A 25,567-nucleotide genomic window follows, 5' to 3' on the forward strand; every position below is an offset into this window, starting at 1 on the left:
GCATGTCAAGCCAGAGAGAACCGGCGACGCACGTCCGGGCGCTGCTTGAGCCGCTCGGGAAAGCCGGGCCCCGTCCGCATCGTGGTGTCCGCCGCGGCGAGCGGCTCACCGCACTGGGCGCACACGACCTCGGCATGCGTGTCGTGCCCGCAGGCGTGGTGGTGGAGGAGAACGGGCTCGCCCTCCTCCCCCGCGAGCCACCGGTCGCCCCAGCGGCTCATCGCGGCGAGCACGCCGAAGAAGTCCTCGCCCTTTTCGGTCAGCACGTAGTCGTAACGGACCGGTTCACTCTGGTACGGCCGCTTCTCCAGCAACCCCTCGTCGACGAGCCGGCACAGGCGGTCGGCGAGCGTGTTGCGGGCGATACCCAGTGCCTGCCGGAACTCGTCGAACCGGCGGATGCCGTAGAACGCCTCGCGCAGCACGAGCGGTGTCCACCAGTCGCCGAACAGATCCATGGTGCGGGCGATCGAGCACGGCCAGTTCGCGAACGAGGTCCGTTTCATACTGAAAGATTAAGCAGCCACGCGAAGCGTGTCAGTGAGGGGCGGTGGTCGGGCGAGGGGCCGGCGCTAAGGGGCCGCACCGGTGGCAGACTGGTGTCATGACCGACGACCCGCAGATCCAGGGCGACTACACCGAGGACGGTGTGCCGACCTTCGACTTCGTCCGGGACAAGATCGAGCACCGCTCCGCGGTCGCCGAGGGGATGACGGAGCTGTCCGGCGACACCACCTCGGTCGACGAGAAGATCGCCGAACGCGACAAGGCCGCCAAGGACAAGCTGGCGGAGATCCGCCGCTCACTGCACGGCGAATGACCCGTCGTCCTTGACCGAGGCGAGTGCGCGAGTAGCCGGCGCCAGCTCGGCGAGTTCGCGACGGCAGTAGACGCACGTGTCGGCGTGCCGGCCGTATTCGTCACGCTCCGCCGGGCGAAGCACGCCGAGCAGGTAGCTCGCGGCCGTAATCGTCTGCGCGCAGTTGTTCACCATCGCTTCTCCCACGGAGCCGGTGAAAAAAAGGGGGGCGAGCGGCGGACCTGGGGGGCGGTGCCCGCCGCTCGCCCGTTCAGCGGCGGAACCCTGTGGAAGAAGAGGGCACAGGAGGCCGCCGCCGCTTGGGGACGGGGATCAGTCGTCGTACTACGGATGCACCGGGTGTGCCGGATGCGTCGGATGCACCGGGTGCGTCGGATGCGTGGGGTGCGGCGGTTTCTCCGGTTTGCCGCGCCCGTTGCCCTGGCCCGGCACGCCGGCACTCGCACCGCTCGGCAACGGTGGCGGCGTGCTGGTGCCCTGCCCCGGCAAGGAACGCGCGCTCGATGGCGGCACGGACGGCACCGGCATCGTGTGGCTGGCCGGCGCCGGTGAAGGCCGGGAAACATCGTCGCCCGGGTTCGCGGGCAGCACACCGGTCGTGGCGGCAAACGCGACACCACCCACGGCCACTGCACCAGCGGCCGCCGCCGCGACCTTCACCGTGAGCATTCCGATCACCGACCGTCTCCTTGTCCGCGGGGCAGGGCCTGGACGAGCGGCCCGGAACGCCATGACGGCGGTTTCCTCGCCGGCCAGTTCGCCCCCGGTCGCCGGGGCTTTGGCCGCCGAGAGCAGTCCGCTCAGGGCGTCCGGTCCCGTGCGCACGCCCGGTTCACCGCGAAGCAGCTGCTCAGCGGTATGCCGGTCGATACGACGAGATCGGTGCGCGCTCATCTCATCTCCTTCAGCGCCGCGGCCTCCGAAAGTGTCACACCGGCCCGGTCGAGATGGTCGGCGAGCGTGCGCAGGCCCCGGTACGCCGCGGTCCGCACGGCGCCGGGCCGCTTGCCGAGCACCTTCGCCGCGCCCGGCGCGTCCAGCCCGACGACCACCCGCAGCAGCACGGCTTCCGCCTGGTCCGGTGGGAGTTTCGCGATCAGCGCGAGCGCCGCGTCGGTGCCCATCGAGTCCACCGCGGCGCCCGCGGTGTCGTCGCGCGCCGGCCGTTCGAGGAGCTGTTCGGCCGTGTCGGCGAGCGGGCGGCGGCGCACGCGGCGGAGGTGGTCGAGCGCGCGGTTGCGGGCGATCGTCGCGGTCCAGCCGCGGAACCCGTCGAGGTCACCCCGGAACGCGGCGAGCCCCTGGGTGATCTGCAGCCACGCTTCGGAAGCGACGTCTTCGGCGTCTTCGCCGGCCAGCGCCCGCAGATAGCGCACCATGCCAGGCTGGATCGCGCGATAGAGCACGCGGAACGCTTCCTCGTCCCCCGCCTGCGCGAGCTTCAGGGCCGCGGGCAGATCGGGATCGAGGGAAGCACGCCATAGTGACGTGTCACCCAGACTGTGCACCGAGACATCCTCAGCCATCCGCCCCGGCGAGCGGAACCCCTGTCAGGCTACGGGCGATTTCTTCAAGGCGTCGTCGGGGAGCGCGAGCAGCTCGTCGAGCACCTCGTCGGCGGCACCCCGGCACTGCCAGAGCGTGCGGCTGGGGGTGAGCAGATCCTGCTCGTCGGCCGGCACCCGGAGGGCGGTCGCGTCGTTCTCGGCGTCGAGGCGCAGGATATCGATGACCGTGCCGTGCGGGCGGACCCCGACCACGGCGATGACCGTGCCATCCGGATCGCGCGGATGGATGAAGCGGTACCCGCGGCCGATGAGGTCCATCAGCCGGGTCTCGACCGTATCGGTGTCGTCCGAGGCGCCCATGGTCCGAATTCGCCGTCCTTCGTGCCCGCTGGCATGCACGTGCATCTTGCAGCCAGCAAGCTACCATCGCTCACTGCACGCGTAAATGCACGTGCCGCGTGCACGTGCATTACGGGTAGAAAACGACACGACCGCTTTCCTCAATGGAGCTATCCCCTCGCCGCCGGCTGGCGGCTATTGTGCACAGAAAGTGAGAAAAGCGCCGGATTCAGGCGGAAATTGCAGCTGTCGGTGAGGATTCTGCTCCGAATGGGTGGTTAACAGGACCCCATCACCCTCGCGTCGGCGCTGGTCGCGGCACTGCTTAGAGTAAAGCCTTGGCGACGCGGAGGTGAGCAGGTGGGTCCCCCACCCCTCTGGGGTAACCCCAGCGCCCCAGCGAGCGTGGCACGCTCCGCGTACGGGTCCGCGCGGATGAACGGAGAAAAGGTCACCTCCGTGTCGCCGCTCGGCCCGATGCCGGTGTGGCGGTGGCAGGTCGCCCGCTGGACGACGTTCGACGAATGCGCCGCGGCGCTCGACCTGATGCCCGGCGAACTGTCCTGGTTCGCCGACGCCCGGTCCTGGAACCGCCGGGCCGGCCCGGCGCTGCGGCACTACCGGTACCACTGGCGCACCACCGCCCGCGGCGGGATCCGCCTGCTGGAGCAACCGAAACCGCGACTGGCCGAACTGCAGCGCCGCGTCCAGCGGCATGTGCTCGCCGCGTTGCCGGTGCACGAGGCCGCACACGGGTTCCGCCGCGGCCGCTCGGTGCTGACCTGCGCCGCCCCGCACGCGGGCCAGGATCTGGTGGTGCGGATGGATCTCGAAGGGTTCTTTCCCGCGGTGTCCGCGCGGCGCGTCCGCTCGCTGCTGGAACTCGCCGGCTATCCGGTCGCCGTCGCGGCCGCGCTCGCCGGGATCCTCACCACCGCCGCCCCCGTCGACGTGCTGGCCGGCGCGCCGGACGGGCGGCGTGGGCCCGCGCGGACCCGGCTGCTGAACAACCTCGCGGCGACGCATCTGCCGCAGGGCTCGCCGTCCGCGCCGGCGGTCGCGAACGCGGTCACGCATCACCTCGATCACAGACTTTCCGGCCTGGCAAGGAAACTCGGGGTTCGGTACACGCGGTACGCCGACGATCTCGCGTTCTCCGGCGACGCGAATTTCCCGCTGCACCGGCTGCTGCCGGGCGTACGGATGATCGTGCGGGACGAGGGATTCCGGCTGCGCGACGACAAGACCTCGGTCACCGCGGTGCATCAACGGCAGCGCATCGCCGGCCTCGTCGTCAACTCCTCCCCCGCCGCCGCCCGGCCCGAGTACGACGCGCTGAAAGCCTTGCTGCACAACTGCACGCGCACCGGCCCGGCGGCACAGAACCGGCACGGCCATCCGGATTTCCGCGCCCACCTGCTGGGCCGCATCGGCTGGCTGGCGGCCTCGCATCCGGGCCGGGGCGCGAAACTGCGGGCGCTGTTCGACCGGATCGAGTGGCCCGGCTGAGGCCAGGGAAAAACCCTGACGTTTTTGTCGGTGCCTCCTCCTATGTTGGTCCCACACAGGAGGACCAAAAGGGGGAACACCGCAATGTCGCAACCGGATACCGCGGTCCGGGCGCGCGCGCTGGTCAAGACGTACGGGCAGACGCGCGCGCTGGACGGCGTCGACCTGGACATCCCGGCCGGGCACGTGCTCGGCCTGCTCGGCCCGAACGGCGCCGGGAAGACCACCACCGTGCGCATCCTGACCACGTTGCTGCGCCCCGACTCGGGCGAGGCGTGGGTCGCGGGGCACAACGTGCTCACCGAGAAGGACGCCGTCCGCCGCGAGATCGGCCTGTCCGGTCAGTACGCGGCGGTGGACGAAAACCTGACAGGGTACGAAAACCTGTACATGGTCGGCCGTCTCTACGGCCGGCGCAGGGCTTCCGCCCGCGCGCGGGCGCGCGAGCTCTTGGCCCGGTTCCAGCTGGCGGAGGCCGCCGACCGGCCCGCGAAGGGGTACTCGGGCGGGATGCGGCGGCGGCTCGACCTCGCCGGGGCGCTGGTCGGCGAACCCACCGTCGTGATCCTCGACGAGCCGACCACCGGGCTCGACCCGGCCGGCCGGCTCGACACCTGGCAGGTCATCAAGGAACTGGTCGCGGACGGCACGTCGGTGCTGCTCACGACCCAGTACCTGGAGGAGGCCGACCAGCTCGCCGACACCATCGTGGTGATCGACAAGGGCCGGGTGATCGCGCGCGGCACGGCCGACGAGCTGAAGGCCCAGACCGGCGGCGAGCGGCTCGAGCTGGTCGTCGCCGCGGCCGAGGACCTGCCGGTCACGCTGAAGGTGCTGCGCGAGGTCGGCTCCGGTGAACCGACCAGTGACGAGCACACGCGACGGGCCGAGATCCTGGTCGACACCGGCCCCAAGGCGCTCATCGAGGCGTTGCGCAGGCTCGACGCGGAGCAGGTCACCGTGCACGACGTCGGCCTGCACCGGCCGACGCTGGACGACGTGTTCCTGTCCCTGACCGGCCACGGCGCGACGGAAACCACGGAAACCAAGGCGAGGGCGGCGAAATGAACGCGATCGCGAAGGGCTTCTCCGACGGCGGCGTCATCACGTGGCGCAACCTGATGAACGTCCGGCGCAACCCGGACTGGCTGATGGCCGCGACCCTGCAGCCGATCATGTTCGTGCTGCTGTTCGCGTACGTGTTCGGCAACGCGATCGGCGGGGACGCGGGCGGCGGGGCGTACCGCGAGTTCCTGATCGCCGGGATCTTCGCGCAGACGGTCGCGTTCAACTCGGCGTTCACCGTGATCGGGTTCGCGAACGACCTGCAAAAGGGCATCATCGACCGGTTCCGCTCGCTGCCGATGTCGCGGCTGGCGGTGGTCTTCGGCCGGACCACGTCGGATCTCGTGGTGAGTGTCGTCGCGCTGATCGTGATGTCGCTGTGCGGGCTCATCGTCGGCTGGCGGATCCGCGGCAGCTTCCTCGACGCGGTGCTGGGCTACCTGGTGATGCTGATGTTCGCGTGGGCGCTGTCCTGGGTCGGCGCGCTGATCGGGCTCACCGCGCGCAGTGTCGAGGTGGCCCAAAGCGCGGGGCTGATCTGGATGTTTCCGCTGAGCTTCATCTCCGCGGCGTTCGTCCCGCTCGACAAGCTGCCGGGTGTGCTGCGGGTGATCGCCGAGTGGAACCCGTTCACTGCGGTGATCAACGCGACCCGTGACCTGTTCGGCAACCGGTGGGGCGCGCCGCAGACGGGCTGGCCGGCCGAGCACGCCGCGCTCTACGCGGTGCTGTGCTGCGTGGCGATCATCGCGATCTTCGCCCCGCTCGCGACGCTGAAATACCGGCGGGTGGCGAGCAAATAACCGTTGTGCGGCAACAGGCCCGCGCCGGCCTGTTGCCGCTGCCCGGTCAGCCGGCGGCCGGTGCGGTCGCCGGCTCGGCCGCGGCCGGGCTGGGCGCGGGGCGCCGCCCGGGCAGGAACGCCGCGAACGCCAGCGCGACGAGTGCGGCCACGGCGCCGAGACCTAGTACCACACGGAAACCGTTCTGCGACGGCAGTTCCACGCCGCCGAGGGTGATCGTCAGCTGGGACAGCAGCACGCCCGCGACCGCGCTCGCGAACGAGGTGCCGATCGAGCGCATCAGCGTGTTGAGGCTGTTCGCGGCGGCGGTCTCGGACACCGGCACGGCACCCATGATCAGCGCCGGCATGGCGCCGTACGCCAGGCCGATACCCGCGCCGATCACCGCCGAGACGAGCACGAGTTCCCAGATCTCCGACATCAGCACCGTGCCCAGGCCGTAGCCGATCGCGACGATGAGGGCCCCGGCCATGAGCGTCACCTTCGGGCCCCGGCTCCGCGAAAGCCGTGCGGACAACGGCGCCATCGCCATCATCACCAGACCGGACGGCGCCAGCACGAGGCCGACGGTCAGCATCTCCTGGCCCAGCCCGTACCCGGTCGCCGTCGGAAGCTGCAGCAGCTGCGGCAGCACCAGGGACATCGCGAACAGGGCGAACCCGAACACGACCGACGCGATGTTGGTCAGCAGCACCTGACGGCGTGCCGTGGTGCGCAGGTCCACCAGCGGCTGCCGGGTCCTGAGCTCCCACCAGCCCCAGACCAGCAGCACGATCACGGCCGCGGCGAACAGCCCCAGCGTCCGCCCGCTCCCCCAGCCCCAGTCGGCGCCCTTCGAAATCCCGAGCAGCAGGGCCAGTAATCCGACCGACAGGCCCGCGGCGCCCGCGACGTCGAACCGGCCCGGCGAGCGCACTTCGGACTCCCGCACGAGCGCCAGCACCAGCGCCGTGGCGATCACCCCGAGGCCGGCGGCGGTCCAGAACAGCACGTGCCAGTCGGCACTTTGGGCCAGCAGCGCGGCCGCAGGCAGGCCGAGTGCGCCACCGACGCCGAGCGACGCGCTCATCAGCGCGGTCGCCGAGCCGAGCCGTTCGGCGGGCAGTTCGTCGCGCATGATGCTGATCCCCAGCGGGATCACGGCGGACGAGAAACCCTGCAGCGCGCGGCCGACCACCATCGGCACCAGCGAGTCCGACAGCGCGGCGACCACGGACCCGGCGACCAGCAGCACCAGGCTCACCAGCAGCATGCGGCGTTTGCCGAACATGTCGCCCAGCCGCCCGATCGTCGGGGTCGCGACCGCGGCCGCCAGCAGCGTCGCGGTGATCGCCCAGGTGGCGTCCGAGGCCGACGAGTGCAGCAGCTCCGGCAGTTCCGGGATGAGCGGGATCACCAGGGTCTGCATGAGCGAGACCACGATCCCGGAGAACGCGAGCACCGCCACTACGGGCGTCGCTCTGGACGATGTGGCAAGCGCCATCAGGGAAAACCTCCGATTCGCACGGCTTGTCCGGCCGTCGCGCAGTCTATTACTTCAGTCGCTTGACTTAAGTTATCACCTTCGGTTGACTGGCCACGAACTACAGCGGAGATCCGGGCGGAGGTTCACGGTGGAGCAGGTCGAGCGGCTGAGCTATCCCATCCCGAGCAGGGCGGCGCTGGAGCCGCCCGCCGAATGGGCCGAGCTGCGGAGCACGCGCCCGGTGGCCAAGGTCACACTGCCCAGCGGCGACACGGCCTCCCTCGTGACGCGGTACGACGACGTCCGGCAGGTGCTGTCCGACCCGCGCTTCACCCGGCAACTCGACGCGGACGACGCCGCCAGGGTGTCCGAAGCGGGCGGGGTGTTCAAGAGCTCGATGGCCGAAGCGCTCCCCCAGACCGGCGAGGGGCACCAGCGGTGGCGGCGGATGGTGTCCAAGTGGTTCACCGCGAAGCGGATGAGCGCACTCAAGCCCGGCATGGCGGCGATGGCCGAGCAGCTCATCGACGACATGGTGAAGCAGGGCGAGCCCGCGGATCTCAAGGCGTGCCTCGGTTTCCCACTGCCGGTCTGGGTGATCTGCGCGCTGCTCGGCGTGCCGGACAGCGACCGCGACCGGTTCGCCTACTGGTCCGACACGTTGCTCAACCTGACCCGCTACGAGCAGGCCGAGATCGACGCCGCGGACGTGGCGTTCAACGCCTATATGGCCGGGCACATCGCCGCGAAGCGCGACCAGCCGGGTGACGATCTGCTGAGCGAGCTGATCGTGGGCACCGACTCGGCCGGCGAGCGGATGTCCGACGCGCGGCTGGTGGCGACCGGGCGGGGGCTACTTGTCGCCGGGCACGAGACGACGGCGAACATGATCGGGAAGATGGTCGGCCTGCTGCTGGCCGACCGGCGGCGGTGGGAGCAGCTGCTCGCGGACTCGTCGCTCGTGCGGTCCGCGGTCGAGGAGGCGCTGCGGTTCGACGCCAACCCGGGCTTCGGGATGCCGCGCTATATCGGCGAAGAAGCCGAGGTGGCCGGTGTGCGGATGCCCGCGGGCACGACCGTCGTGTGCAGCATGGCGGCGGCGAACCGGGACGAGACCGCGTTCGCGCGCGCGGCCGAGATGGACCTGACCCGCAGCCCGAACCCGCATCTCGCGTTCGGCGCCGGTGCGCACTCGTGCCTGGGTCAGTCGCTCGCCCGCACCGAGCTGCAGACCGTGCTGGAAGTGTTGCTGCGCAAGCTTCCCGCGTTGCGGCTGGCCGTTCCGGTGGGCGAACTGCGCCGGGTGGAGGGGCTCGTCGTGGGCGGGCTGCGCGAACTGCCGGTGCGGTGGTCGGCGTGAGCGGCCGGACGGCCCGGGCCGAGCGGTCGGAAGGGACCCGGGACCTGATCCTGGTGACGGCCGAAAGGCTGTTCGCCGAGCACGGCGTCGTCGCCGTGTCGAACCGGCAGATCAGCGAGGCCGCGGGGCAGGGCAACAACGCCGCCGTCGGCTACCACTTCGGCACGAAGGCCGATCTGGTGCGGGCGATCGCGCGCAGGCACGCGGAGCGGCTCGAGGAGCTGCGGCTGGACATGGTCGCCGAGGTCCAGGATTCGCCGGACGTGCGGGACTGGGTGGCCTGCCTGGTGCGTCCGTCCACTGTGCACCTCGCGGAGCTGGGCAGCCCGACCTGGAACGCCCGGTTTTCCGCCCAGGTGATGACCGATCCCGCGCTGCGGCCGATCATCATCGAGGAAGCGCTTACCGCGCCTTCGCTGCACCAGTGCCTCGCCGGACTCAACCGGTGCCTGCCCAAGCTCCCGGCGGCGGTGCGGGCCGAGCGCGACGCCATGGCGCGCCAGCTGATGGTGCACATGCTGGCCGAGCGCGAACGCGCGCTCGCCGACGGCACCCCCACCCCGCGCGCCAGCTGGCACGACGCCGGCACGGGAATGATCGACGCCATCGCCGGGATCTTTCTCGCCCCGGTGACCAAGACCGGAAAGGGATCGCGTTCGTGAAGATCACCATCGACGAGGAGAAATGCTGCGGCGCCGGGCAGTGCGTGCTGGTCGCGCCGGAGCTGTTCGACCAGCGGGAGGAAGACGGCATCGTGATCCTGCTCGACGCCGAGCCCGCGCCGGATCAGCAGGACGCGGCGCGCGAGGCGGCGAGCATGTGCCCGGCGGTGGCGATCGAACTCGTCGAATGAGCCTGCCCGGCAGCGTGCTGATCGTCGGAGCTTCCGCGGCCGGCCTGACCACCGCGGAAGCCTTGCGCCGTAAGGGTTACCAGGGCATTCTCACCGTGCTCGGCGGTGAGCCGCACCTGCCGTACGACCGGACGTTACTCCGCAAGGAAACGGCACTGTCCGCTTTGGACACCGAGTTCATCCTGGGCGACCGGTCGACGGGCACACGGTGCGCACTGCAGCCGGGCGAACACTCGGCGCCGACGCGATTGTCGTGGCCACCGGGGTGTCTCCGCGGCGGCCGGTTCGTCACGACCTACCGGCACGACGGTCACGTCACCGGCGTGCTCGGCTGGAACATGCCCAAACAGACCCGCCTGCGGCGGCGGGAAAATAGTGGAAGGAACAGCGTGACCACCACCGAGATCCCCGAATTCCCGATGCAGCGAGCCGCCGGCTGCCCGTTCGACCCGCCCCCGGAGGTCCGCGCCCGGCAGCAGGAGGGCCCGCTGAGCCGGGTCCGGCTCTGGGACGGCAGCACCCCGTGGCTCGTCACCGGCTACACCGAACAGCGCAAGCTGCTGGCCGACCCGCGGGTCAGCGCCGACATCAGCCGCCCCGGCTACCCGAGCCCGGCGCCGATCACCGGCCAGGGCTCGACCATCAGCTTCATCCTGATGGACGACCCGGACCACGCGCGGCTGCGGCGGATGGTGACCGGTTCCTTCACCGTCAAACGCACCGAGACGCTGCGCCCGGCGGTGCAGAAGATCGTCGACGACCTGATCGACGAGTTGCTGGCCGGACCGAGGCCGGTGGACCTCGTCGAGGCGTTCGCGCTGCCGGTGCCGTCGCTGGTGATCTGCGCGCTGCTCGGCGTGCCGTACACCGACCACGAGTTCTTCCAGGACAACAGCAAGGTCATCATCCGGCGGGACGCGAAGCCGGAAGAGCGGGCCGCCGGGCAGCGTGCCCTGGGTGGCTATCTCGACGAGCTGATGGGCGAGAAGCTCGAGAACCCCGCCGACGACCTGCTGTCCGGGCTGGCCGCCCGCGTCAAGGCCGGTGAGCTGACCCGGAGCGAGGCCGCGCAGATGGGCGTGCTGCTGCTCATCGCGGGGCACGAGACGACGGCGAACATGATCGCGCTCGGTACGCTAGCGTTGCTAGAAAATCCGGGCCAGCTCGCGCTGCTGCGCGAGAGTGACGACCGGGCACTGGTCGCTTCGGCCGTCGAGGAACTGTTGCGGTACCTGAACATCACGCACAACGGGCGGCGCCGGGTCGCGCGCGAGGACATCGAGATCGCCGGGCGGACCATCCGCGCCGGGGAAGGGCTCATCCTCGCCAACGACGTCGGCAACCGGGATGGCGAGATGTTCCCCGAGCCCGACCGCCTCGACCTCACGCGGAACGCGCGGGGCCACGTGGCCTTCGGGTTCGGCGTGCACCAGTGCCTCGGCCAGCCGCTGGCAAGGCTGGAGCTGCAGGTGGTCTACAGCACGCTGTACCGTCGCATCCCCACCCTGGCGCTCGCGACCGATCTCGAACGGATCCCGTTCAAGCACGACGGTTCCGTCTACGGGGTCTACGAGCTGCCGGTCACCTGGTAACGCGCGCGAACAGTCAGGGTGCGGGCCGGGTGGTGCGCGCGAGGACGGCGATTCCGGCGACGACGAGCACCGCGGCGAGGCCGGCGAACCCGGCGCCGAGCGTCGCCGCGGTGGCGATCGCGCCGACGAGCAGCGGGCCGCCGGAGTCGCCCAGCTCCCGGCCGACCTCCGCGGCACCCATGGTCTGTCCCAGCCGGTCCGGCGGTGTGACGGCGGCGAGGTGCGCGAACGCGAGCGGGGTGGCCAGGCCGATCCCGGCACCCAGGGCGACCGCGGCCGCGAGGACCCCCGCGATCCCGGGCACGAGCGCCGCCAGCAGCATCCCGCCGGCGGTCAGCCCGAGCCCCGCCGCCATGCCGGGACGGTCCTTCAACCGCCCGGTGTCGCGCAGGTGCCCGGCCCACGGCTGCGCGAGTGCCGAGCACAGGGCGAGCACCGAGACCGTGGCGCCGGTGGCCACCGGGCCGAGCCCGTCCGCGGCGCCCGACACGGGCAGGAACCCGACGCCGACCGCCAACGCCGCGGTGGTGCCCGCGAGCGTGAAGGTCGGCCGCAGGAATCCGGGATTGCGCAGGCGCCGCACCAGATCGAGCACGGTCTGCCGCGTCCGCGGCAGCGGCGGGACCACGGGCACGGCCAGCGCCGCCCACCCCGCGACCGCCAGCGCCAGCCCGGCGAGAACCCCGAACAGCAACGAAAATCCGCCGAGGGTCGTCAACACCCCGCCCAGCAGGGGACCGAGCGTGTAGCCGAGGCTCTTCCAGGCGCCGTACCCGCCGAACACCCTGCCGTGGCTCGTCTTCGGCGAAAGGCGCGCCACCAGAGCACCCGCGGCCGGGGAGAACGCGGACGCGGCGGCGCCCTGTCCGAGCCGGGCCAGCCCCACCATCGCCGGGTCTCCGGCGAGCACGAAAGCACCGGATGCCAAGGAAAACGCGACCAGCCCGGCCAGCAGCACGGGCCGGGGGCCGACGCGGTCGGCCAGCGAGCCGAACACCGGTTTCAGCACCACTTCGGCACCGTCGTAGAGCGCCAGCAGGAATCCTAGCGTCAGCAGCGACGCGTGGCCGCCGACGTAACCGCCCAGGCCGGCGGCGATGCTGTGCGCCCCGAACGCGGTGACGAATCCCGCCGCGTACAAGGGTCTCGTCGCGTTGCGCATCACATCTGGTGCAGCGCTTGGAAAACGCGGTCGGTGTACTCGGCCAGCCGGGCCGTGCAGTGTTCGAGCTGCCGCGCGGCCTCGGCCGCCTCGGGGGCGCCGAACACGTCGCGCGCCTTGAGGTCACGGTGCCAGCGGCGCAGCCGTTCGAGGCTCTGCTCTTCCTCCTCCAGCTCCGCCATGGTCAGCTTGCGGTTGCGGATCTCCTTGTCGATCTCGGCGTCGAACTTGCCGCAGTCGGCCAGGAACTCCGACCATTCCTCGGTGCGCTCGGCGGTGAACAGCTCCCGCAGGCGCGTCGCGTCGTGCTCGTCCCGCCCGGCCGCGTCCAGCACGACGACCTCGCCCCCGCCGCCCTGTGCGAGTTCGAGCACGCGCGCCACGCCGCCGGCGAAGCCCGGCACGTCCGGCACCGCCCAGGTTCCTTGTCCCAGCGGCAAAGCACCGACGCGGCGCAGCTCCCGCCACACCGCCACCCGGTGCCGGGACGGCTGCGCCGGTACCCGCACCACCAGCACGAGCCACCGGATCGTCACATCGGACAATGTAGCACGTGTTACATCAGCGGAGGTGCGCGTCAGCCTTCGCCGGCGACGAAGAGGAAGACGAAGGCGATGACACCGAGGAGGAACCACCACGCGTCGGCGTTGACCGCGGCGGCGAGGATGCCCGACGCGACCGCGGCGAGGCCGAGCACGCGGGCGGGGTTCAGTTCCGCTCGCCGTTTGGCAGGTGTGTCCATGGCTCCAGTGTGGCCCTCCACAACGACCACCGCCGTTACTGTGCCGTTCTTTATCAATCCGACAGCAGCCACGGCGGAAAAGGGTGTCTACGAGCAGGTCCGCGGCGGACCGTCTCCGCCTACTTTCGGTCGGATTGCTAAAGGGTCGTGTCGATACCGCGAAGACTGCCCGGGGTGCCGACGTCCGGCAGCGGCCACGCGCCGACGGTCGTGATCTGCTGTGGCGGCACGGTGCCGAGTGGGACGGGGTTGCCCAGTTGCGAGTCGAGCCAGTCGAGCACCGCGGGCAGTTCTTCGCGTACCGCGGCGAGATTGTGCCCGGCGGGGGTCAGCAACCACGTGGTCAGCTCGGTCGGCGGCGCGGCGGCCGCGTGCAGCCGGTCCAGCGCGGCGCGCTCGTCCCCGGCGGCACCGTCGGCGGTCACCAGGAGCCGCACCGGGGACGGGTGTTCGCGCAGGCTCGCGCTGACATCGTTGGCGTGCTGGACATCCGCCCGGCCGTGGAACAGGTTGCCGGTCTCGACGTCGTCCGGCGTGATGTCGTACCCGCTCATGCTCGCCGCAGCGGAGAACCACTGCGGATGCCGGGCGGCCAGGTTCAGCGCGCAGTAGCCGCCGGAGGACCAGCCCGCGACCGCCCAGCCCTGCCGGTCCGCCCGCACGTGCAGCGAGTCGAGCGCCCACCGGCGCAGGTCCGCCGATAGGAACGTGTCGTTCGCGGGGCCGCCCACGGCGTCGACACATTCGGAGTCGTGGGTCAGCCGCGGTTCCCCGTTCGGGTCGGGGATGATCACCACGACCGGCGGCAGCCGGTGGCTCGCGATCTGCTTGTCGAGCAGGTCCGGCAGCCCGTACAGCGTCGCGACCTGCCGCGGTTCGCCCGGGAAATGCGGGATCCATTCCAGCACCGGGAACCGGAAGCCCGCCCATTCCGGCGCCGTGTAGCCCGCCGGGAGGTACACGTCGACGTCGCGCGTGATGGCGGTCCGGTGCCCGGTGACGGTCAGGTGCAGCAGCGAGCCCTTCCCGTTCGCGGACCGCTCGCTCGCCGTGGCCAGGGTCCGGCCCAGGTCGCGCCCGTCCGGGCCGGCGTCGGCGACCGTGCCCTCGGCCGGGTTCGGCGACGTGCCGAGCAGCGAGCCCAGCGTCGGGTAGAAGCTGCCGGCCGCGTTGACGCCGAGGCCGGACGCGCCGACGACCGCGATGACGGCCAGCACCGTGGTGCTCGTCCGGCCGAGCACCCGCCGGCGCCAGCGGTCCCACGCCCACGGCACGGCGACCACGCAGAGCAGCGCGAGCACCGCGGCGATGATGACGGCGGACGGGGTGTCGATGCGGATGGCGGAGGCGTGCACGCGATCAATCTAGCCAGCCCCCGAAGAGTGTTTTCGCTGGCCACATGGGGTGATCGCACTCAGCGTGCACTCAGCGAGTGTGGGCTATCCTCCGGTTAGGGCATCTTCCGTCCGGTTTCACCGGAGTATGCTTTTTGTTCCAGCTTTCTCAGGGTCCTCACAGCGTCGGTAGCGAAGGGTGACGGCGTGCTGACCCCCACACGGACCAGGCTGGCGATCGCCGGAGCCCGGCTCGCCGCCGCGACCTCTCGCCGTTTCGGACTCGGCAACGGCGGGATGATCGGCGGGCGGGTGGCGCTGAAACTGGACCCGCGCGCGCTGTCCCGGCTCGGTCGCGACCGCACCGTGGTGCTGATAACGGGCACGAACGGCAAGACCACGACCGCCCTGATGCTGAGCCGGATCCTGCAGACCCTCGGCCCGGTCGCGCTCAACGCCGACGGCGCGAACATGCCCGACGGGGTACTCGCGGCCCTGGCCACGAACCCGCTCGCGCCGCTAGCAGTGCTAGAAGTCGACGAGAACTACGTTTCCGCGGTCGCCGACGAGCTGCGGCCCGCCTGTCTCGTGCTGCTGAACCTCAGCCGCGACCAGCTGGACCGGATGGGTGAAGTCCGGGCCACCGAACGTGAGCTGCGCGCCGTGGTGTCCCGGCTGCCCTCGACGACGGTGGTCGCCAACTGCGACGACCCGCTGGTCACCTCGGCCGCGCTCGCCGCGGCGCGGCAGGTGTGGGTCGGCGCCGGGCAGAGCTGGCACGCCGACGCGCTGGCCTGCGCCCGGTGCGGCCAGGCCATCCTGCGCGACGGCACGGACTGGCAGTGCGTGTGCGGGTTCACCCGGCCCGCTCCACTGTGGACACTCGACGGCGATGACCTGACCACGCCGGGAAGCTCACTGCCGCTGGACCTCCAGCTGCCGGGGCGGGCGAACGCCGCCAACGCCGCGATGGCCGTGGCCACCGCGGTGCACCTCGGCGTCCCGGCGGAAACCGCGATCGAGCGGGTGCGCTCGATCAGCGCGGTCGCCGGCCGGTACCGCCGCGCCCCCGTCGCCGGGCACTCGGTGCGGCTGCTGCTGGCCAAGAACCCGGCGGGCTGGCGGGAAACGTTGCCACTGCTGGATTCCCACACGCCGGTCGTGATCGCGGTGAACAGCCGCGAGGCCGACGGGCGGGACATGTCGTGGCTGTGGGACGTGCCGTTCGAACGGCTCGCCGGGCGCCCGGTGGTGGCCGCCGGCGAGCGGGCGATGGACCTGGCGGTCCGGCTGACCTACGCCGAGGTGCCGCACACCGTCGCCCGCGACCCGATCGCCGCGGTCGCCGCGCTGGACGGCGAGTCGGTGGAGCTGGTCGCGAACTACACGGCGTTCCGCGGGGTGGCGCAGCGGATGGCCGATGAGTGAGTCCGCGGTCCGGATCGGGCTCGTCCTGCCGGACGTGCTGGGTACCTACAGCGATTCGGGCAACGCGACGGTGCTGTGCCGTCGCCTGCACTGGCGCGAAATCCCGGCCACCATCACCGAATTCCACTACGGCGAACCGGTTCCGGCCGGGCTCGACCTGTACCTGCTCGGCGGCGGCGAGGACGAGTCGCAGACACTCGCCGCGGCGCATCTGCGGGAGCACCGCGGCCTGCAAAGCGCCGCCGCCCGCGGCGCCGTCGTCTTCGGCGTGTGCGCCGGCCTGCAGCTGCTGGGCACCGGGTTCGGCACCACCGACGGTGTGCGCCACGAAGGCCTGGGCCTGCTCGACGCGGAAACCAGCCCGGGCGACCGGCGGGCGGTCGGCGAGGTCGTCGTCCAGGCCGATCAGGGGCTGGGCGCGGAACCGTTGACCGGATTCGAAAACCACCTCGGTGTCACGACGCTCGGCCGGGGCAGCCGCCCGCTCGGCCGCGTGCTCGCCGGCACCGGCAACGGCGACGGCACCGACGGCGCGGTCACCGGCCGCGTCCTCGCCACCTACCTGCACGGCCCCGTCCTCGCCCGCAATCCCGCGCTCGCCGACCTCCTGCTGGGCTGGGTGCTCGGCGCGCCGCTCCCCGCACTGCCGCTCGCCGAAGTGAGCGCGCTGCGCGAGGAACGGCTGCGCGCGGGCGGGCATCGGGGATGAGACCTGCTTACGCTGCACCCATGTCACGCGTTTTTCCCCGGCCGGGCCTGCGCACCCGCACGACGGTCGTCGCCGTCGTCGCGGTGGCGGCTTCGCTCGTGCTGGCCGGGGTCGTGGTGATCCTGCTGCTCGGCTGGTCGCTCGACAAGGCCACCACGGAGAACGCGCGCAGCGCCGGCAAGCAGGTCATCGCCGACATCACGAAGGAGGGCGCGCGCGACCTGACCGGCAGCGACGTGGCCAGCACCGGCGACAGCGCGTCGGTGCTCCAGGTCCTCGACCGCGCCGGCCGCCCGGTCGCGAGCGATCCCGCGATCGCCGGGCGCCCGCCGCTCACGTCGGCGCGCCCGACGCCGGGGCGGGAGATCGTGGAGACGGTCACGATGCCGGTCAACGGCACCGACGGCGACTACCGGCTCGTCTCCACCGGCGTGGCCGGGCCCGGCGGTCCGTACACGGTCATCTCGGCCCGCTCGCTCGAGCCGGTCAGTGAGGCGTCGGCCCGGCTCTCGCTGCTGCTCGGCGCCGCGGCGGTGCCGTTGCTGGGAATCGCCGCGCTCGCCGTGTACCGCGCGGTCGGCGCGGCGTTACGGCCGGTCGAGCAGATGCGGCGCACGGTCGCGGAGATCTCCACCCGGGATCTCGGCCGCCGGGTCGGCCTGCCGCCGGGGCACGACGAGCTGCACAACCTGGCCACGACGCTGAACTCGATGCTCGCCCGGCTGGCCTCGGCCCAGGGCGCGCAACGCCGGTTCGTCGCCGACGCGAGCCACGAGCTGCGCTCGCCGCTGAACACCGTCACCACCGCGCTGGAGGTGCACGAACACCATCCGGACGCGATGAACACCGCCGAACTGCTCGACGTCGTGTCGACGGAGACCGCGCGCCTGCGCGAGCTGGTGGACGATCTGCTGCTGCTCGCCCGCACCGACGACGCGAGCGACAATCCCCCGCACACCGAGGTCGACCTCGACGATCTGGCCCGCACGGAGGCCGATCGCGCCCGCGCCGCGCGGCTGCCGGAGGTCGCGATCGACACGGAACCGGCCAAGGTCAGCGGCAACCCGGCCCAGCTGCGCCGGGCGATCCGCAACCTCGTCGACAACGCGCGCGAGCACGCGAAGCAGCGGATCATGGTGCGGACGGGCACCGAGGGCGCCAGCGCGTACGTCGAGGTCGCCGACGACGGGCCGGGCGTGCCCGCGGTCGACCGGACGCGGATCTTCGAACGGTTCGTGCGCCGCGACGACGCCCGCCACCACGGCGCGGGCGGGTCGGCCGGGCTGGGGCTCGCCATCGTGGCGGGGATCGCCGCCCGGCACGGCGGCAGCGCCGAGTGCACCGCCGGGGAGGACAACGACTACCCGGGCGCGCACTTCCTCATCCGGCTTCCGTTGAAGGACGGTGGGTGATGCGGATCCTGGTGATCGAGGACGAGCTGGCCTTCGCCGAAACCCTGCGCAAGGGCCTGACCGCCGACGGCTTCACCGTCGAGACCGCGCACACCGGGCCCGACGGGTTGTGGCTCGCCCAGGAGCACTCGTTCGACGTCATCGTGCTCGACATCATGCTGCCCGGCATGTCCGGCTACGCCGTGCTGAAAAGCCTGCGGCAGCGGGAGAACTGGACGCCGGTGCTGATGCTGACCGCGAAGGACGGCGAGTACGACGAGGCGGACGCGTTCGACCTCGGCGCCGACGACTATCTCACCAAGCCGTTCTCCTACGTCGTGCTGGTCGCCCGGCTGCGGGCGCTGATGCGCCGCGGCGCGCCCGAGCGGCCCGCCGTGCTCACCCTCGGCGACCTGCGGCTCGACCCCGCCGCCCGGACTGTCCACAAAGGACAGAAGGAGATCGAGCTGACCGCCCGCGAGTTCGGGCTGCTCGAGTTCCTGTTGCGGCGGCGTGGCGAGGCGCTGAGCAAGCACGAGATCCTGACGCACGTGTGGGACGCGCATTACGACGGCGACGAGAACATCGTCGAGGTCTACATCGGGTACCTGCGGCGCAAGATCGGGCCCGGGTTCATCCAGACGCTGCGCGGCGTCGGCTACCGGCTCTCGCACGACTGAGCGGGCAGGGTCATGCACCGCACCATCCCGGTGTTCGCCGCGGCGATCATGCTGGCCGCCTGTGCCGCCCCCGCCGGTGAACGGCCCGCCGCTCCCCCGCCGGCCACGATGATCGGCGAAATCCCCGCCACCCAGCCCTTCGTCACGGTGACCACCGCCGACGGGTCCGCCTCGGTCGACGTGCCGGACGGGTGGATCCGGACGGCGGGCGGGAGCTCGCTGCTGTTCACCTCGGGCTTCGACAGCGTCGCCGTGGACACCTCGGCCACGCCGCGTGCACCGACGGCCGAGTCCGTGACCGCCGAGGCCGTGCCGTTGCTGCGAACCACCAACGACCACTTCATCCTCGGCTCGGTGACCGCGGCTGGGCCGGCGATCCGGGTGACCTACCAGGCCCAGCCGGCTTCGGCGCCGCCGGTGATCGTGTCCGTCGAGCGGTACGAGTTCTGGCGGGCGCGGCACGATCTCGTGCTGACCCTGTCCGGCCCGTCGGGCGCGCGCAACGACGCCGCCTGGCGGCGGATCGTCGAATCCGTGCGCTGGCGCTGACGGGAAACCGGTACAGTCGGCCGCATGGTGGACACCGACCTCGGAGCGCGGCTGAAGTTCGCGCTCGCCGTCGTGCTGCCCGCCCTGTTCCTCGCCCTCCCGGCAGTCGGCGCGAGCCCGGCCGAACTGGCCACCGCGCTCGCCGCGGGAGTGGCCGCGCTGGCCGTCATCGGGATCTGCCTGCGCGTCGAGATCACCGCCGCGCCCACCCACGTGCGCGCGGTCAGCCTGCGCGACCGTGTCCTGGGCCGCGTCCGGCTCTGCGACCCGGACGCCCCGGGCCGCGCCCGTCCCCGGGCACCGGCAGCAGCCGTCCCGGCTGCCTGACCTCCGCGTTTCGAGCCCGGCAGCCGCCTTCCGGCCTGCCCATTCACCTGCTCGATCCGACGGAGCGTTCCTTCATGTTCGATGTCTTTCTCTACCCTGTTTCGGCTGTCCTCTGGCTCTGGCACGCGGCGTTCGGCGCCCTCTTCGGCCCCGCCGCGGGGCTGACCTGGGTGCTCGCCGTGGTCTTCCTCGTGTTCACCGTCCGCCTGCTGCTGGTCAAACCCGCGCTCGGCCAACTGCGCACCGCCCGCCGGATGCGCGAGCTGGCCCCGGAAATGCTGTGCTGATGGTTACCAAGCCGACCGGCAGTCACGGCGATCGGCTGAACGTAGGTCGGCCGCCGGTTGATCGGGCTGGCCTACTTTGGTCGGCTTGGTAAAGATCCAGGACACCCACCGCGGCGACCGCGAGCGGATGACCCGGGAAATCCAGCAGCTGCACGCCGAACACGGCACCAGCCCGCTCGCCGGCTGCCTGCCCGCGCTGATCCAGATCCCCGCGTTCCTGAGCCTGTACTGGGTGCTGCGCGACTTCACGCCGGGCGCGTCCTCGAACCACGTGTTCGACCAGGCCGGGGTCGAGTCCTTCCTCGGCGCCAACGTGTTCGGTGCCCGGCTCGGCGCGTGGCTGAGCGAGTCACCCGCGCAGCTGTCCGCGCTGGGCACCGATCGGCCGCACCTGCTGGCGGTCGCGATCCCGCTGATGCTGCTCGCGGGCCTGGCGACCTTCCTGTCCATGCGGCTGGGCCTGCGCCACCAGGACGCCACCAACCCGCAGGCCACCCTGGTCAGCCGGGTGATGATGTACCTCGCGCCCGCGGGCGTGTTCGTGTCCGGGTTCTTCTTCCCGGTGCCGATCGGGCTGCTGCTGTACTTCGTCGCGAACAACGTGTGGACATTCGCACAGCAACATGTGCTCGCCGGGATCGTGGACCGGGAGGGCACCCGAACCTAGTACATTTCCTCGCATGGAACAGGTCGTGCTGCTGAACGAGTCCGGGGAAGCGACTGGCGTGCTGGACAAGGCGGAGGTCCACCACACTGACACACCCCTGCATCTGGCTTTCTCCTGCTACCTGTTCGGCCCGGACGGCCGGCTGCTGCTGACCACCCGCGCGCGGACCAAGAAGACCTTCCCCGGCCTGCTCACCAACAGCTGCTGCGGCCATCCGGCGCCGGACGAGGACATCATGACCACCGTGCCGCGCCGGATCCGCCAGGAGCTGGGCGCCGAGATCAGCGGGCTCACCCTGGTGCTGCCCCGCTTCCGCTACCGCGCCGTCATGGACGGCATCGTGGAAAACGAGATGTGCCCGGTGTTCCGCGCCCGCACCGACCGTGACCCGGTACCCGATCCGTCCGAAGTAGACAGTTACGAATGGGTGGACTGGACCACCTTCGCCGAGGACGTCCGCGGCGGGCGGCGCGCGGTGTCGCCGTGGTGCGCCGAGCAGATCGCGGAGCTGACCGCGCTCGGGCCGGACCCGCTGGCGTGGCCCGCGGCCGATGAGTCACTGCTGCCGCCGGCGGCGCTGCGGAAGTCAGTCGCGTAGGGAATTCCGTTCCGCCCCAGGGGAAACACCGAAAGCCTTCAGGTACTCGCGGCTGAACTGGGACGCGCTGGTGTACCCGACGCGGTAGCCGACCTCGGCCACGGTGGCGGTCCGGGTCTTGAGCAGCACCCGGGCCTCCTGCATCCGGATCTGCTTCTGGAACTGGATCGGCGTCATCGAGGTCGCGGCTCGGAAGTGCCGGTGGAAGGCGGACGGGCTCATCCCGGCGAGCTCCGCGAGATCGGCGACGAGCAGTGGTTCGCTGTGGTGCCGCCGAATCCAGCCGATCGCGCGGGAGACGTGCGCGAGCATGCCGTCGGCAAGGCCGATCTGCCGGACGAACGCGCCCTGCTCGCCGGTGAGCAGCCGCCACAGGATCTCCCGCCGGATGCCCGGCCCGAGCACCCGCAGGTCGTCGGCGCGGTCGGCGATCCGCAGCAGGCGGACGACGGGGTCCAGGATTTCCGGTGTCGCGTCGCTGATCGCGAGGCCGCCGAACTCGGGCGGCCGGGCCGGCGTTTCGAGCAGCAGCGGGGCGATCTCGGCCGGGTCGAGCCGCATGCTGAACACGGTGAACGGCTCGTCGTGGCTCGCCTTCAGCGCTTCGCCGAACACCGGCAGATCCAGCGAGAACACGAGATACTGCCCGGCGCGGTACTCGTACGGCACGCCGTTGAGCACCGTCCGCTTCACCCCCGATCCGACCACCGCGACCGAGGGCTCGGTCATCCCGGCCGACGGCTCCGTCGGCTCCTCGCGCCTGGTGACCTTCACCCCGTCGGCGAGCCGCACCGCTTCGTCTCGCTGTCCCCGGGCGTGGCGGGTGATGAGCGTCCGGAGTTCGTCGAGCAGGTCCATTCCTCCAACCAAGCGAACTCGCCAGGATCGCGCAAGGCGGCGGCAGGATCGCGCTCACACTCCCCCGCACCGCGGTGGTGTCCTGTGATCAGCGACAAGAGAAAGGCACCACCAGTGAAACGCAGGATCCTCGGCGCGACCGGAATCTCGGTCAGCGAGTTCGCACTCGGCGCGATGATGTTCGGCTCTTTGGGCAATCCGGACCACGACGACGCGATCCGGATCGTCCACAGTGCACTCGACGCCGGTATCAACCTCATCGACACCGCGGACCGCTACTCACAAGGCGAGTCCGAGGAGATCGTCGGCAAGGCGATCAAGACCCGGCGGGACGACGTCGTGCTCGCGACCAAGTTCGGCCTGCCCATGGGCGAGGACCCGAACCAGCGCGGCGCCTCGCGGCGCTGGATCATCCGCGCGGTCGAGAACAGCCTGCGGCGGCTCGGCACCGACCACATCGACCTGTACCAGCTGCACCGCCCCGACCACGACACTCCGCCGGAGGAGACGCTGTCCGCGCTGTCGGATCTGGTGCAAGCCGGGAAGATCCTCGCGTTCGGCTCGTCGATGTTCCCGGCGGAGACGATCGTCGAGGCGCAGTGGGCGGCGGAACGTCGTGGCACGCACCGGTTCGTGACCGAGCAGTGCCTGTACTCGATCTTCACGCGCAAGCCCGAGGCCGCGGTCTTCCCGGTCGCCCAGAAGTACGACCTGGGCGTGCTCACGTTCAGCCCGCTCAACGGCGGGTGGCTGTCCGGGCGGGCGGACGTCGCCTCGAGCCACCGCGCCGCGCTCTACCGCGCGACGCCCGAGTCGTCGGCCTACGACCCCGGCGCCCCGGCCGGCCAGGCGAAGGCCGCCGCGGCGGCGAAGCTAGCGGCGCTCGCCGGCGAAGCGGGCCTGACCCTGCCGCAGCTGGCGACGGCTTTCGTACGCGCGCATCCGGCGGTGACCGCCGTCCTGATCGGACCGCGCACGCGGGAACACCTGGACAGCCTGCTGCCCGCCGCCGAGACCGAGCTGTCCGGCGACGTGCTGGACCGGATCGATGAGATCGTCCCGCCCGGCGTCGATCTCGACCCCCGGGACAACTACGCCGCCACCCCGCCCGCGATCGAACACGCGCGGTTGCGGCGCCGCTGAGGTCACTCCCCCGTCAGGCCGTCGATCGACTCGCGGATCAGGTCGGCGTGGCCGTTGTGGCGGGCGTACTCCTCGACCAGGTGGCACAGCATCCAGCGCAGGCTCACCGGCCGCCCGTCCGGCCAGGTGTGCCGGGACAGCCGCGCGGGCCCGCCGTCGGCCAGCGCGCCGGCGACGAGGGCGCGGGACCTGGCGACGGTGTCCTTCCACAGCACCAGCAACTGCTCCGGAGTGTCGTGCGCGGCGGAGTGCCAGTCCCAGTCGGGGTCGGCCTGCCAGTCCACGCCGTTCCACAGCGGTTGCCGCTCGTTTCCGTGCAGCCAGCGGGAAAACCAGTGATCCTCGACCCAGGCCAGATGCTTGACCATCCCGCCGAGCGTCATCGACGACGCGCCCACCGTCGCCCGGAAACCCTCCGGCCCCAGGCCCGAGCACTTCCATTCGAAGGTCCCGCGCTGGAAGTCCAGGAACCCCAGCAGGGTCTCGACCTCGTCCCCGGCGTACGGCGGTTCGGGGCGCCCGTGTTCGTCCACGTCCGTCATGGCCGGGAAGTCTACGGGCGCGCCCCACTGCTCAGCGGGTCACTGCGCCTTCCACACCTCGTCCCACAGCACGCCGCTGTTGACCACCAGCGGCGGGATCTTCGTGGTCAGGCCCGGGCCGTACACGCCCTTCACCGCGAGGTTCGCCGGGGCGAAGGCGAGCCCGAACGGCGCGTAGGCCTTGTCGCTGAGGTACTTCCCGGCCTCCTGGTACAGCGTGTCGCGCTGGCCCAGGTCGATCGTCGCCGACGCCTGGTTCAGCAGGTCGTCGACGTGCGGGTCGGCCACCCCGCTGAACGGGTAGGTCGAGGCGAACCGGAACGAGACGCCCACCCCGGCGGCCGGGTCCCACGCGCCCGCGGTCTGCAGCATCGCCTGCCAGGTGCCCGAGTTGAACTGCTGCACGAGCGAGTTCAGCTGGTAGGTCTCGATGGTGACGTTGATGCCCGCGGCCTTCCACTGCGTCTGCAGCGCGGTCACGACCTGCTGCGCCACGTACGCGCCCAGCGTGCCGAGCTTGATGTTCAGCCCGCCCAGCTGCTGCACGATCTGCTTGGCCTTCTCCAGGTCGAACGTCCGGTAGCCGGGCACGGTCTGGTGGTAGAACAGCCCGCCCGGTCCGGTGAAGGACTGGCTGACCGGGTAGAGGTTCTTGAACAGCCCGCGCGAGATCGCGTCGAAGTCCGTGGCGTAGTAGATCGCCTCGCGCGCCAGTTCGTTGTTGAACGGGGCGGTCTTGGTGTTGAGCTGGATGACGTACGGCGAGGTCGGCGGCTGCGAGGTGACGGTCAGCTGGGTGTTCGTTTTCGCCTGGTCCAGCAAGGGAACCGTGCTCAGCCCTTCGTACGCCTGGGCCTGACCCGCTTGCAGCGCCTGGTATGCGGGCTGGTCGCCGCCGATCGACTTGAAGGTCAGCTTGTCCAGGTACGGCAGGCCGGGCTTGAAGTAGCCCGGGTTGCGCTGCAGCACCAGCTCCGAGCTGAGCCGGTTGGACACCACCGTGTACGGGCCGGCGCCGACCGGGTTGATCTTGAACTGGTCGGGGCCCGCCTTCTGCAGCGCGGCCGGCGACACGATCCAGTTGACGTTGGAGATCGGGAACGCGTTGATCGCGGTCGCGTTGGGGCGGGTGAACTTCAGCACGACCGTGCGCGGCCCCTCGGTCGAGATACCGTCCGGGGCGAGCGGCCATTGCGGGGCGCAGGTGCAGGTCGCGGTGACGTCGCGGCGGAAGTTGAACGCGACGGCGTCGGCGTTCAACGGGGTGCCGTCGGAGAAGGTGATGCCGTCGCGGAGGGTGATCTTGACGGTGCGGCCGCCGTCGAGCATCTGGTAGCTCTCGGCCTGGTTGGGCTCGACCTTCGCGTTGCTGCCGTCGTCGTTGGCGGTGAGCCTGAACAGGCCGCCGTAGATGGCGTACATCTGCGAGATGTTCGCGCCGCCGGTGGTGTTGGTGGCCGGGTCGAGGCCCGAGGGCCAGCCGCCCGCGAACGCGCTGTCCTCCAGCACCGTGAGTTCGCCGCCGCGCTGGGGTGGCCCGGCTGGCGCGGCGCCGCTGCCGCTGGGGGTGCTCGTGCCGCCGCACGCGACGAGTCCGAGCATTGTGCCGAACAGGAGCGCGAACCATCGGATCTTCGCATTCACCGGCGTCCTCCACAGTCCGGTCCGGCCAGGTGACGTGGCTCACTTGGGTGCCGACAGCGTGGCCAACGGGATCTGCCCCGGCAACGATGGATTTCGCGTGGCGGAAGACGATCCGGTTCCCGCCGGTGGCGGATACAACATCCGTCGCGGGTGCGGCGAGCGGTTCCGGCCGCTGTCTTGTGCGTGCGCCCG

General features: G+C 71.2%; 31 protein-coding genes. 18 read left to right on the forward strand and 13 right to left on the reverse strand.

What is annotated here, in order from left to right; genetic code table 11:
* Positions 1–5: 5 nt before the first annotated feature.
* Entirely contained in the window at positions 6–506 is a 501-nt protein-coding gene (locus tag LOZ83_RS16260) for a helix-turn-helix domain-containing protein (protein WP_236791513.1), read from the reverse strand.
* 98 nt (positions 507–604) lie between these two features.
* On the opposite strand from LOZ83_RS16260, the gene LOZ83_RS16265 reads away from it, so the two are divergent.
* Complete coding sequence (locus tag LOZ83_RS16265) at positions 605–820, forward strand: PspA/IM30 family protein (RefSeq protein WP_236791515.1); 216 nt, start codon at positions 605–607, stop codon at positions 818–820.
* On the opposite strand, the gene LOZ83_RS16270 is transcribed toward LOZ83_RS16265, so the two are convergent.
* The 4 genes from LOZ83_RS16270 to LOZ83_RS16285 all read right to left on the reverse strand — a co-directional run bounded on the left by LOZ83_RS16270 (position 803) and on the right by LOZ83_RS16285 (position 2,688).
* Positions 803–994: a hypothetical protein gene (locus tag LOZ83_RS16270; RefSeq protein WP_236791516.1), complete on the reverse strand. Its 192-nt coding sequence runs from the start codon at positions 992–994 to the stop codon at positions 803–805. The genes LOZ83_RS16265 and LOZ83_RS16270 overlap by 18 nt on opposite strands.
* 150 nt (positions 995–1,144) lie before the next feature.
* Positions 1,145–1,714, reverse strand: a complete 570-nt coding sequence (locus LOZ83_RS16275; RefSeq protein WP_236791518.1) for a hypothetical protein — start codon at positions 1,712–1,714, stop codon at positions 1,145–1,147.
* Positions 1,711–2,328 carry an RNA polymerase sigma factor gene (locus LOZ83_RS16280; RefSeq protein WP_236791520.1) on the reverse strand — a complete coding sequence of 206 codons (618 nt, stop codon included), beginning with the start codon at positions 2,326–2,328 and terminating at the stop codon, positions 1,711–1,713. Before LOZ83_RS16280 ends, LOZ83_RS16275 begins: the two co-directional genes overlap by 4 nt.
* A gap of 42 nt (positions 2,329–2,370) precedes the next feature.
* Positions 2,371–2,688 (reverse strand): hypothetical protein, encoded by a 318-nt coding sequence (locus tag LOZ83_RS16285; RefSeq protein WP_236791522.1) that lies wholly within the window; start codon positions 2,686–2,688, stop codon positions 2,371–2,373.
* Between the two features lie 414 nt (positions 2,689–3,102).
* Here LOZ83_RS16285 and LOZ83_RS16290 point away from each other — a divergent pair, with 414 nt between their 5' ends.
* The 3 genes from LOZ83_RS16290 (at position 3,103) to LOZ83_RS16300 (ending at position 6,044) form a co-directional block, all read left to right on the forward strand.
* Entirely contained in the window at positions 3,103–4,176 is a 1,074-nt protein-coding gene (locus tag LOZ83_RS16290) for a reverse transcriptase family protein (RefSeq protein ID WP_236791524.1), read from the forward strand.
* Between the two features lie 84 nt (positions 4,177–4,260).
* On the forward strand, positions 4,261–5,244 hold the full coding sequence (locus LOZ83_RS16295; RefSeq protein ID WP_236791525.1) for an ATP-binding cassette domain-containing protein: 984 nt from the start codon (positions 4,261–4,263) through the stop codon (positions 5,242–5,244).
* Complete coding sequence (locus LOZ83_RS16300) at positions 5,241–6,044, forward strand: ABC transporter permease (RefSeq protein ID WP_236791526.1); 804 nt, start codon at positions 5,241–5,243, stop codon at positions 6,042–6,044. The genes LOZ83_RS16295 and LOZ83_RS16300 overlap by 4 nt, the downstream gene beginning before the upstream one ends.
* A 46-nt stretch (positions 6,045–6,090) precedes the next feature.
* Here LOZ83_RS16300 and LOZ83_RS16305 read toward each other — a convergent pair whose 3' ends face one another.
* Entirely contained in the window at positions 6,091–7,527 is a 1,437-nt protein-coding gene (locus LOZ83_RS16305) for an MFS transporter (RefSeq protein WP_236791527.1), read from the reverse strand.
* A gap of 130 nt (positions 7,528–7,657) precedes the next feature.
* On the opposite strand from LOZ83_RS16305, the gene LOZ83_RS16310 reads away from it, so the two are divergent.
* The 4 genes from LOZ83_RS16310 to LOZ83_RS16325 all read left to right on the forward strand — a co-directional run bounded on the left by LOZ83_RS16310 (position 7,658) and on the right by LOZ83_RS16325 (position 11,314).
* Positions 7,658–8,869 (forward strand): cytochrome P450, encoded by a 1,212-nt coding sequence (locus LOZ83_RS16310; protein ID WP_236791531.1) that lies wholly within the window; start codon positions 7,658–7,660, stop codon positions 8,867–8,869.
* Complete coding sequence (locus LOZ83_RS16315) at positions 8,866–9,531, forward strand: TetR/AcrR family transcriptional regulator (protein ID WP_236791533.1); 666 nt, start codon at positions 8,866–8,868, stop codon at positions 9,529–9,531. Before LOZ83_RS16310 ends, LOZ83_RS16315 begins: the two co-directional genes overlap by 4 nt.
* A complete protein-coding gene (locus LOZ83_RS16320) occupies positions 9,528–9,722 on the forward strand; it encodes a ferredoxin (RefSeq protein WP_236791534.1) in 195 nt (64 codons plus the stop codon). The genes LOZ83_RS16315 and LOZ83_RS16320 overlap by 4 nt, the downstream gene beginning before the upstream one ends.
* Positions 9,723–10,141: 419 nt before the next feature.
* Complete coding sequence (locus tag LOZ83_RS16325) at positions 10,142–11,314, forward strand: cytochrome P450 (protein WP_236792101.1); 1,173 nt, start codon at positions 10,142–10,144, stop codon at positions 11,312–11,314.
* A 13-nt stretch (positions 11,315–11,327) separates the two neighbouring features.
* On the opposite strand, the gene LOZ83_RS16330 is transcribed toward LOZ83_RS16325, so the two are convergent.
* The 4 genes from LOZ83_RS16330 to LOZ83_RS16345 form a co-directional block, all read right to left on the reverse strand.
* Positions 11,328–12,476, reverse strand: coding sequence for an MFS transporter (locus LOZ83_RS16330; RefSeq protein WP_236791536.1), 1,149 nt, complete (start codon positions 12,474–12,476; stop codon positions 11,328–11,330).
* A complete protein-coding gene (locus LOZ83_RS16335) occupies positions 12,476–13,012 on the reverse strand; it encodes a Chromate resistance protein ChrB (protein ID WP_236791538.1) in 537 nt (178 codons plus the stop codon). The genes LOZ83_RS16330 and LOZ83_RS16335 overlap by 1 nt, the downstream gene beginning before the upstream one ends.
* Positions 13,013–13,053: 41 nt before the next feature.
* Positions 13,054–13,218 (reverse strand): hypothetical protein, encoded by a 165-nt coding sequence (locus LOZ83_RS16340; RefSeq protein ID WP_236791540.1) that lies wholly within the window; start codon positions 13,216–13,218, stop codon positions 13,054–13,056.
* Between the two features lie 137 nt (positions 13,219–13,355).
* Positions 13,356–14,573 carry an esterase family protein gene (locus tag LOZ83_RS16345; protein WP_236791541.1) on the reverse strand — a complete coding sequence of 406 codons (1,218 nt, stop codon included), beginning with the start codon at positions 14,571–14,573 and terminating at the stop codon, positions 13,356–13,358.
* Between the two features lie 186 nt (positions 14,574–14,759).
* On the opposite strand from LOZ83_RS16345, the gene LOZ83_RS16350 reads away from it, so the two are divergent.
* The 9 genes from LOZ83_RS16350 to idi all read left to right on the forward strand — a co-directional run bounded on the left by LOZ83_RS16350 (position 14,760) and on the right by idi (position 21,188).
* Complete coding sequence (locus LOZ83_RS16350; protein ID WP_236791543.1) at positions 14,760–15,980, forward strand: MurT ligase domain-containing protein; 1,221 nt, start codon at positions 14,760–14,762, stop codon at positions 15,978–15,980.
* On the forward strand, positions 15,973–16,689 hold the full coding sequence (locus LOZ83_RS16355) for a type 1 glutamine amidotransferase (RefSeq protein ID WP_236791545.1): 717 nt from the start codon (positions 15,973–15,975) through the stop codon (positions 16,687–16,689). The genes LOZ83_RS16350 and LOZ83_RS16355 overlap by 8 nt, the downstream gene beginning before the upstream one ends.
* 20 nt (positions 16,690–16,709) lie before the next feature.
* On the forward strand, positions 16,710–18,101 hold the full coding sequence (locus tag LOZ83_RS16360) for a HAMP domain-containing sensor histidine kinase (protein WP_236791546.1): 1,392 nt from the start codon (positions 16,710–16,712) through the stop codon (positions 18,099–18,101).
* Positions 18,101–18,760, forward strand: a complete 660-nt coding sequence (locus LOZ83_RS16365) for a response regulator transcription factor (protein WP_236791548.1) — start codon at positions 18,101–18,103, stop codon at positions 18,758–18,760. The genes LOZ83_RS16360 and LOZ83_RS16365 overlap by 1 nt, the downstream gene beginning before the upstream one ends.
* A 12-nt stretch (positions 18,761–18,772) precedes the next feature.
* Positions 18,773–19,309, forward strand: a complete 537-nt coding sequence (locus tag LOZ83_RS16370) for a hypothetical protein (RefSeq protein WP_236791550.1) — start codon at positions 18,773–18,775, stop codon at positions 19,307–19,309.
* Between the two features lie 24 nt (positions 19,310–19,333).
* The gene (locus tag LOZ83_RS16375; protein WP_236791552.1) at positions 19,334–19,636 is read left to right on the forward strand and encodes a DUF6412 domain-containing protein; all 303 of its coding nucleotides are present in this window, start codon (positions 19,334–19,336) and stop codon (positions 19,634–19,636) included.
* A gap of 74 nt (positions 19,637–19,710) precedes the next feature.
* On the forward strand, positions 19,711–19,923 hold the full coding sequence (locus LOZ83_RS16380) for a hypothetical protein (RefSeq protein WP_236791553.1): 213 nt from the start codon (positions 19,711–19,713) through the stop codon (positions 19,921–19,923).
* An 85-nt stretch (positions 19,924–20,008) separates the two neighbouring features.
* On the forward strand, positions 20,009–20,590 hold the full coding sequence (yidC, locus tag LOZ83_RS16385; RefSeq protein ID WP_236791555.1) for a membrane protein insertase YidC: 582 nt from the start codon (positions 20,009–20,011) through the stop codon (positions 20,588–20,590).
* A 13-nt stretch (positions 20,591–20,603) separates the two neighbouring features.
* Positions 20,604–21,188 carry an isopentenyl-diphosphate Delta-isomerase gene (idi, locus tag LOZ83_RS16390; RefSeq protein WP_236791556.1) on the forward strand — a complete coding sequence of 195 codons (585 nt, stop codon included), beginning with the start codon at positions 20,604–20,606 and terminating at the stop codon, positions 21,186–21,188.
* Here the strand turns inward: idi and LOZ83_RS16395 are convergent.
* Positions 21,177–22,046 carry an AraC family transcriptional regulator gene (locus LOZ83_RS16395; protein WP_236791558.1) on the reverse strand — a complete coding sequence of 290 codons (870 nt, stop codon included), beginning with the start codon at positions 22,044–22,046 and terminating at the stop codon, positions 21,177–21,179. The two genes, idi and LOZ83_RS16395, sit on opposite strands and share 12 nt — an antisense overlap.
* A gap of 114 nt (positions 22,047–22,160) precedes the next feature.
* On the opposite strand from LOZ83_RS16395, the gene LOZ83_RS16400 reads away from it, so the two are divergent.
* Positions 22,161–23,189, forward strand: coding sequence for an aldo/keto reductase (locus LOZ83_RS16400; protein WP_236791559.1), 1,029 nt, complete (start codon positions 22,161–22,163; stop codon positions 23,187–23,189).
* A gap of 2 nt (positions 23,190–23,191) precedes the next feature.
* On the opposite strand, the gene LOZ83_RS16405 is transcribed toward LOZ83_RS16400, so the two are convergent.
* Complete coding sequence (locus tag LOZ83_RS16405; RefSeq protein WP_236791561.1) at positions 23,192–23,731, reverse strand: DinB family protein; 540 nt, start codon at positions 23,729–23,731, stop codon at positions 23,192–23,194.
* A 39-nt stretch (positions 23,732–23,770) separates the two neighbouring features.
* Entirely contained in the window at positions 23,771–25,375 is a 1,605-nt protein-coding gene (locus LOZ83_RS16410) for an ABC transporter substrate-binding protein (RefSeq protein WP_236791563.1), read from the reverse strand.
* Between the last annotated feature and the right edge of the window lie 192 nt (positions 25,376–25,567).

It is taken from the genome of Amycolatopsis sp. GM8 (assembly GCF_021653975.1).
GTDB lineage: Bacteria > Actinomycetota > Actinomycetes > Mycobacteriales > Pseudonocardiaceae > Amycolatopsis_E.

What these genes read in the sequence shown, in the direction of transcription:
- LOZ83_RS16260 (WP_236791513.1), bottom strand. Translation starts at nt 506, where the DNA reads ATGAAACGGACCTCGTTCGCGAACTGGCCGTGCTCGATCGCCCGCACC.
- LOZ83_RS16265 (WP_236791515.1), top strand. Translation starts at nt 605, where the DNA reads ATGACCGACGACCCGCAGATCCAGGGCGACTACACCGAGGACGGTGTG.
- LOZ83_RS16270 (WP_236791516.1), bottom strand. Translation starts at nt 994, where the DNA reads ATGGTGAACAACTGCGCGCAGACGATTACGGCCGCGAGCTACCTGCTC.
- LOZ83_RS16275 (WP_236791518.1), bottom strand. Translation starts at nt 1,714, where the DNA reads ATGAGCGCGCACCGATCTCGTCGTATCGACCGGCATACCGCTGAGCAG.
- LOZ83_RS16285 (WP_236791522.1), bottom strand. Translation starts at nt 2,688, where the DNA reads ATGGGCGCCTCGGACGACACCGATACGGTCGAGACCCGGCTGATGGAC.
- LOZ83_RS16290 (WP_236791524.1), top strand. Translation starts at nt 3,103, where the DNA reads ATGAACGGAGAAAAGGTCACCTCCGTGTCGCCGCTCGGCCCGATGCCG.
- LOZ83_RS16295 (WP_236791525.1), top strand. Translation starts at nt 4,261, where the DNA reads ATGTCGCAACCGGATACCGCGGTCCGGGCGCGCGCGCTGGTCAAGACG.
- LOZ83_RS16300 (WP_236791526.1), top strand. Translation starts at nt 5,241, where the DNA reads ATGAACGCGATCGCGAAGGGCTTCTCCGACGGCGGCGTCATCACGTGG.
- LOZ83_RS16305 (WP_236791527.1), bottom strand. Translation starts at nt 7,527, where the DNA reads ATGGCGCTTGCCACATCGTCCAGAGCGACGCCCGTAGTGGCGGTGCTC.
- LOZ83_RS16325 (WP_236792101.1), top strand. Translation starts at nt 10,142, where the DNA reads ATGCAGCGAGCCGCCGGCTGCCCGTTCGACCCGCCCCCGGAGGTCCGC.
- LOZ83_RS16330 (WP_236791536.1), bottom strand. Translation starts at nt 12,476, where the DNA reads ATGCGCAACGCGACGAGACCCTTGTACGCGGCGGGATTCGTCACCGCG.
- LOZ83_RS16340 (WP_236791540.1), bottom strand. Translation starts at nt 13,218, where the DNA reads ATGGACACACCTGCCAAACGGCGAGCGGAACTGAACCCCGCCCGCGTG.
- LOZ83_RS16355 (WP_236791545.1), top strand. Translation starts at nt 15,973, where the DNA reads ATGAGTGAGTCCGCGGTCCGGATCGGGCTCGTCCTGCCGGACGTGCTG.
- LOZ83_RS16360 (WP_236791546.1), top strand. Translation starts at nt 16,710, where the DNA reads ATGTCACGCGTTTTTCCCCGGCCGGGCCTGCGCACCCGCACGACGGTC.
- LOZ83_RS16365 (WP_236791548.1), top strand. Translation starts at nt 18,101, where the DNA reads ATGCGGATCCTGGTGATCGAGGACGAGCTGGCCTTCGCCGAAACCCTG.
- LOZ83_RS16370 (WP_236791550.1), top strand. Translation starts at nt 18,773, where the DNA reads ATGCACCGCACCATCCCGGTGTTCGCCGCGGCGATCATGCTGGCCGCC.
- LOZ83_RS16375 (WP_236791552.1), top strand. Translation starts at nt 19,334, where the DNA reads ATGGTGGACACCGACCTCGGAGCGCGGCTGAAGTTCGCGCTCGCCGTC.
- LOZ83_RS16380 (WP_236791553.1), top strand. Translation starts at nt 19,711, where the DNA reads ATGTTCGATGTCTTTCTCTACCCTGTTTCGGCTGTCCTCTGGCTCTGG.
- idi (WP_236791556.1), top strand. Translation starts at nt 20,604, where the DNA reads ATGGAACAGGTCGTGCTGCTGAACGAGTCCGGGGAAGCGACTGGCGTG.
- LOZ83_RS16395 (WP_236791558.1), bottom strand. Translation starts at nt 22,046, where the DNA reads ATGGACCTGCTCGACGAACTCCGGACGCTCATCACCCGCCACGCCCGG.
- LOZ83_RS16405 (WP_236791561.1), bottom strand. Translation starts at nt 23,731, where the DNA reads ATGACGGACGTGGACGAACACGGGCGCCCCGAACCGCCGTACGCCGGG.